General features: G+C 35.4%; 4 protein-coding genes. All 4 read right to left on the minus strand.

Features of this window, described 5'->3' with window-relative positions; genetic code table 11:
• The coding region (locus tag J6L95_RS08785) for a DUF4256 domain-containing protein (RefSeq protein ID WP_287458856.1) at positions 1–366 on the minus strand (366 nt) is incomplete at its 3' end.
• A gap of 577 nt (positions 367–943) precedes the next feature.
• On the minus strand, positions 944–1,507 hold the full coding sequence (locus J6L95_RS08790; RefSeq protein ID WP_287458857.1) for a histidine phosphatase family protein: 564 nt from the start codon (positions 1,505–1,507) through the stop codon (positions 944–946).
• 402 nt (positions 1,508–1,909) lie between these two features.
• On the minus strand, positions 1,910–4,564 hold the full coding sequence (gene ppdK / locus J6L95_RS08795; protein ID WP_287458858.1) for a pyruvate, phosphate dikinase: 2,655 nt from the start codon (positions 4,562–4,564) through the stop codon (positions 1,910–1,912).
• Positions 4,565–4,759: 195 nt separating this feature from the next.
• Positions 4,760–6,328, minus strand: coding sequence for a DEAD/DEAH box helicase (locus tag J6L95_RS08800; RefSeq protein ID WP_029070330.1), 1,569 nt, complete (start codon positions 6,326–6,328; stop codon positions 4,760–4,762).
• Positions 6,329–6,735 lie beyond the last annotated feature (407 nt).

A 6,735-nucleotide genomic window follows, 5' to 3' on the forward strand; every position in this document is an offset into this window, starting at 1 on the left:
ATCAAATTCCCCGAGACTTTGCAGTCGGCGATAGAGTTCCTCCGTCATGATCAAAACGCCGATTTCTTTTGCTTTCCATTCGGCGCTGCCTGACGGCGGGTTTTTAGCACGCCCCTGTAATGCCTTTTCGTCATAGCACAGTCTTCTGCGCCCAGAAGGGGACTCCTTTGCGCAGTCGCAGAAAATTAGCTTTCCCGTCTTTTCATCATAGCCGATGGTATCCGGTTCTCCGCCGCTCTCCTCCATCCTTCTCAAAACATCCATGGAGCCCGGATGCTCAAGCAAACGTTTCTCCACGTCAAGCCAACTCAATTCCATATGAAGATTCATATTATCCTGAAACCTCGCTTTTAATATTTCTAACATGGTTTACCCCTCCAATCCCCGATTTGACATGCTTCAAGCAATCGACACTACAACAATGACATTTGTTTTACTATCAATGTATTGTCCTTCGCAAAAAGTATAGAGTTCCTTATATGTTTTTAAATCATCGAATTTTAAATCTGCAAAATCAACGTATATTATATTTGTATCTTCGTTTGTGCGTATCAGTTCCATATATACTCGCACCAACTCAGCTTTCCAGAACGTCTCAATCCTGTTATTATCTTTATATCAGGAGTATCCTTTAATTGAATGAGTCTATTCAAATAATTTTTTCTTTCAATAATCTTCATATAGACCCACTTTCAAAACTTCAATTTCTTTTCACTTTTGAAAACATTGTATCATCCACTTTTAAAACTTACAATATTTTCCTTTTTCGAAAATACAAAAAGAGCAGCTACCTCGATTTGAGATAACTGCTATGTAACGTTCAATATTCAATTAGGGCGAGAATTTGTGCGATTAACTTCAGATATTATGCACCAACTCCCTGGCTGATGGAGTGTTTTACTGAAACATAAAATATTCCACATCCTTAGTATACTTATTCCAATCAAACAGAATGATATTTGATATTTGTACAATTTCCTAACTCATTAAAACTAAATTCCACAATCCATGGCATTAGAAATCTTATATTTTCAAAATCATCATAACCAAAAGATTTATCATAAAAATTTATGATGGCGCTTAATGCTGTACCATGACTTCCAACTACTATATTTTTCCCTGAATACTGCTCCAGAACATTATTAAGCGCAGATATATTTCTATCCTGAACTTCTTTAAGACACTCTCCATCTGATAACTTGAAAGAAAAATCGCTCCATTGCTTTTGAGAAAAAGAAGTAAAATCTTCTATCCAACCACTATCGACCTTTCTTTCTTTAAAATCTTCAACTATCTTAACAACCATTCCATTTTTATCTGCAAAATCCTTAACTGTATCAACAGCTCTCTTATATGGGCTTGAAATAACTATATCTATATTTTTATCAGCTAAAAACGCTGTAACTTTTTTCCTATCTTCCATTCCACGAGGACTCAACTCACGAATTCTGTCATCATGATTTTCATAATTGGGCTCTGCATGCCTTACAAAAAATACTTTTGTCATTTTATCACCTTAGTAATTTATGCTGGAATATAATTTACCTCTAAAAATTCCGATTTGTTAATTTAAATTACCTTATAAGCTTATCACATCTCATATTTTAAAAAAAGAAGATATTTTTAAAAAATTAAGGTTATAAGCTTATAGGTTAAATTAATCCAGCAATTCTTTGCTTAATAACCCAGAAAACATCTTCTTTATCCTTAGTAGAAAGCTGGTCATATAACCTACATAAGGAAATGTATCGATTGCAAAGAATTTGCTCTTCACTCTCCTCTGCGTAGGATTCTAATAATAATTCTCGAACATCTACCTTATAGAGTTTTACAAAATAAAGTCGAAGTAAAATAAAAACAGAGAGCCAATAATAACTCTCTGTTTTATTATTAATGATTTCTAGAAAAATTATTTACCTAATTTTTCTTTAACAGCAGCCTGAGCAGCAGCTAATCTTGCAAGAGGTACACGGAATGGTGAGCAAGATACATAGCTTAATCCTACCTTATGGCAGAATTCAACTGTCTTAGGATCTCCACCATGTTCACCACAGATACCTAACTTGATATCTGGACGAGTAGCTCTACCTTTTTCTGCAGCTAATTTAACTAACTGTCCAACACCATCTACATCGATAGTAGCAAATGGATCATGTTCATAGATATTGTTGCTATAGTAATCCTGTAAGAACTTACCAGCATCATCTCTAGAGAAGCCGAATGTCATCTGAGTTAAGTCATTTGTACCAAATGAGAAGAATTCTGCTTCAGTCGCAATCTTATCTGCAGTTAATGCAGCTCTTGGGATTTCGATCATTGTACCAACATGGTATTTCATGTCTAATCCGCTTTCAGCGATTAATTCGTCAGCTACTTTTACAACTGTCTTCTTAACGAATGCTAATTCTTTCACTTCTCCTACTAAAGGAATCATGATTTCAGGTGTAATTAATGTACCAGTTTCTTTAGATACATTGATTGCAGCTTCAATGACAGCTCTTGTCTGCATAGCAGCAATTTCTGGATATGTTACAGCTAGACGACATCCACGATGACCCATCATTGGGTTGAATTCTTTTAATGATTCAACACGTGCTTTTAATGCTTCAAAGCTCATTCCTAATGATTCAGCCAATGGTTTGATTTCTTCATCAGTATGAGGAAGGAATTCATGAAGTGGTGGATCCAAGAAACGGATTGTTACTCCATATTTACCCATTGTTCTATATAACTCTTCAAAGTCTTCTCTCTGATATGGAAGAATCTTTCCTAATGCTTCTTCACGTGCTTCAACTGTTTCAGCAGTAATCATACGACGGAAGTTGAAGATTCTTTCTTCATCGAAGAACATATGTTCTGTACGACATAAACCAATACCTTCAGCGCCAAATTCAACTGCCTGTTTAGCATCTCTTGGGTTATCAGCATTAGTTCTAACTTTTAATGTTCTAGCAGCATCTGCCCATTCCATGAATGTAGCGAAGTTACCACCAATTTCAGGTGCAACTGTCTTGATCTGTTCAGCGAATACTTCACCAGTAGAACCGTTTAATGATAAGTAATCACCTTCAGTTAAAGTTCTACCATCAGGTAATACTAAAGTCTTAGCCTCTTCATCTACTTTTAAGACACCACATCCAGATACACAGCAAGTACCCATACCACGTGCAACTACGGCTGCATGTGAAGTCATACCACCACGTACTGTTAAGATACCATGTGCTAATACCATACCTTCGATATCTTCTGGAGATGTTTCATTACGAACAAGGATCATATCCTGTACACCATTTTCATGTGCTTCCATAACATCTTCAGCAGTGAAGTATACATGACCTGTAGCAGCACCTGGTGATGCAGCTAAACCTACAGCAACAGATTTTGCAGCTTTGTATGCATCATTATCGAAGTTTGGATGTAATAACTGATCTAATGCTTTAGGATCAACCATTAATAATGCTTCATCCTTAGTGATCATTCCTTCTTCTACCATTTCAACAGCAATTCTTAATGCTGCCTGAGCAGTTCTCTTACCATTACGAGTCTGTAACATGAATAATTTACCATCTTCAATAGTAAATTCCATATCCTGCATATCTTTGTAATGTTCTTCCAAAGTATCACAGATCTTGCAGAACTGATCATAACATTCTGGCATCTGATCTTTTAATGTATCAATTGGGTTAGGTGTTCTGATACCAGCAACAACGTCTTCACCCTGAGCATTCATTAAATATTCACCATATAATTTGTTTTCACCTGTAGCAGGGTTACGAGTAAAGGCAACACCTGTACCAGAAGTTTCTGAACGGTTACCATAAACCATCTGCTGAACGTTTACAGCTGTACCCCAAGAACCAGGGATATCATTTAAACGACGGTAAGTAATCGCACGATCATTATTCCATGAACCAAATACGGCACCAACAGCACCCATTAACTGTTCAATTGGATCTTGTGGGAAATCAGTTCCTGCATGTTTCTTATAAGCATCTTTGTATGCAGCAACAACTTCTTTTAAATCTTCTGCTGTTAAATCAACATCTAATTCAACGCCTTTTTCTTCTTTAATAGCATCAAATCTATGTTCAAAGTCTGATTTAGGGAATCCCATTACTACATCAGCGAACATCTGAATGAAACGACGATATGAATCATAAACGAATCTTTCATTTCCTGTATCAGTTGCAAACTGAGCAGCAACTTCATCATTTAAACCTAAGTTTAATACTGTATCCATCATACCTGGCATTGATTCACGTGCACCAGAACGAACAGATACTAATAGTGGATTTTTAGGATCTCCGAATGTTCTTCCTGTAATTTTTTCTAGGGCTTTTAAGTTTTCTATAATTTCAGACTTTAAGTCATCCCCCATTTTAGCGCCATCATCATAATATTTTGTACAAGCTTCAGTTGACACTGTGAATCCCTGAGGCACTGGGAGACCGATTCCAGTCATTTCAGCTAAGTTTGCACCTTTACCACCTAATAGTTCTTTTTTCTTAGCTAGTGGCATTTCTAAGGCTGCACCTTCTTTAAAAAGATATACATATTTTTTCATTACAACATTCCTCCTGTTTGACCTTACTTTGTCATTATACAATATAAAAGCCCTTACATTCAACCTAAATTTAGTGAATTTATAAAGCGCCCCCATTTTTTGCCGTTATATAGGCATTTTTTGAATGCGGTTTCTTTTTATTTTTATATGAAACCATAAAAAAATCACTCCGTTAAGAGTGATTATTAAACAATATTATTTTGCATCAGCAATTTCAATATTTACTTTTCTACCAGCAATCTTCTTGTTAGTACAATGGTTAAGAATAGTCTGTGTAACATTCTTATCCACATTAACAAAACTGAATTTTCTCTTGATTGTAATTTCTCCGATTGCCTTCTTGTCAATCTTACCTACTTCAATAAGGAACTCAAGCATCTTGCTCTTATTGACCTTATCAGCTTTACCTCTATTGAAGAATAAACGATCATATGAATCAGAACGTTCTGCTTTAAGATCTTCTGATGAATAATCATAGCCTACTCTTGTATCAAAGTTCATCTTTAATAAAGCAGCCAATACATCATCTTTCATATGCTTAGGAATTTCTTTTACAACATCGAAATATTCAGCATGCTTGTTTTCATCCATGACTTTTTGTACATCAAAGAGAAGTTCTTTGATCTTCTGGTTGAAGATATCATCAAGTGAAGGAATTTCCAATTCTTCAAAATGAGAATTTGTCTTTCTTTCAATCTTTCTTAAGAAACGTACTTCTCTTGAAGTAATGATAGAATAAGCTTCCCCTTTATTTCCGGCTCTTCCTGTTCTACCAATACGATGAACATAAAGTTCATCTTCCTGAGGCAATTCATAGTTGATAACATGTGAAACAGTTTCAACATCAATACCTCTTGCCGCAACGTCAGTTGCAATAAGGAACTGTGTCTTGCCTTCCTTAAAACGTCTCAATGTATGCATACGGGCATTCTGTGTCATATCACCATGCATCGCTTCTACATTATAAGCGTGTTTTTGAAGTTCCATTGTGATTTCATCAACGCTTCTTTTTGTCTTACAGAAAATAATGACTGACTGCATTTCCATAGAATCAAGGATTCTACATAATACTTCAAATTTCTGGTTGTGTTTTACAACATAGAAATACTGTTTAACATTGTTTGAAGTCTGCTGCTTTTCTTTAATACGAATATGAAGATAATCATTCTTCATGTAAGAAGATGCTATCTTCTTAATGCCATCAGGCATTGTCGCAGAGAAAAGAATTGTCTGTCTTTCTTCAGGGATTGTTTCCATAATTGTTTCAATATCTTCTACGAATCCCATGTTTAACATTTCATCTGCTTCATCAAGAACAAAGTATTTTACCTGTGATAAAGATAAAACCTTTCTTCTCATTAAATCCATAACACGTCCTGGTGTCCCAATGACGATATCTTTCCCACGCTTAATATCACGAATCTGTCTTTCGATTTCGCTTCCGCCATATACGCATGTGAAACTTAAATCAGTGAATCGTCCAATCTTCTTGAACTCATCATAAATCTGTTTTGCAAGCTCTCTTGTTGGCGATAAGATAATGGCTTGCACATATCCTGTATGCTCCATCATTGACAATAGTGAACCACCAAATGCCAATGTTTTACCTGTTCCTGTCTGAGCCTGTCCAATAATGTCGCGTCCCTTAATGATCTCAGGAATACTCTTCTCCTGAATCTTACTTGGGCTCTCAAACCCCATTTCATCAATAGCTTTTAATACAGCTTCTGATAAGGGTAATTCTTTAAAATTTACTTTACTCATTTTAACCTCTTTCTTTGTAGCCTTTTGACTTTAACATGAATACACATAATAAACAAGTCTATTTTCATAAAAAACAAAAAAATTGGATAATAGAAATCAAGTAAAAATTTTAAAAAATTATCAGTAATTTTTCATGGCTTTTATTGCACGCTGAAAACCCCTGAAGAAAAAGCGCTTTTTTTCAGGGGAGTTTAGGTGTATAATCTTGTTGTTATTTGTTGTACTGGTATAACTCACCAGTTTTGCACATGCTATAAATTATTCGTACTAATTTACTGGCACATGCAGTCTTTGCAGCTTTCGAACACATCGGGTTTGATTGCTGCTTTTTCTTTATATAGAAATCCTTAATACTATTATCATCTCTTTTAAGCCTTATAGAACACGTTACAGCCAGATATAATAAA

It is taken from the genome of Kandleria sp., from assembly GCF_017934775.1.
Classification (GTDB): Bacteria; Bacillota_I; Bacilli_A; order Erysipelotrichales; family Coprobacillaceae; genus Kandleria; species Kandleria vitulina.

Coding starts and splice junctions, on each gene's coding strand:
- ppdK (WP_287458858.1), bottom strand. CDS start 4,564: ATGAAAAAATATGTATATCTTTTTAAAGAAGGTGCAGCCTTAGAAATG.
- J6L95_RS08800 (WP_029070330.1), bottom strand. CDS start 6,328: ATGAGTAAAGTAAATTTTAAAGAATTACCCTTATCAGAAGCTGTATTA.
- J6L95_RS08790 (WP_287458857.1), bottom strand. CDS start 1,507: ATGACAAAAGTATTTTTTGTAAGGCATGCAGAGCCCAATTATGAAAAT.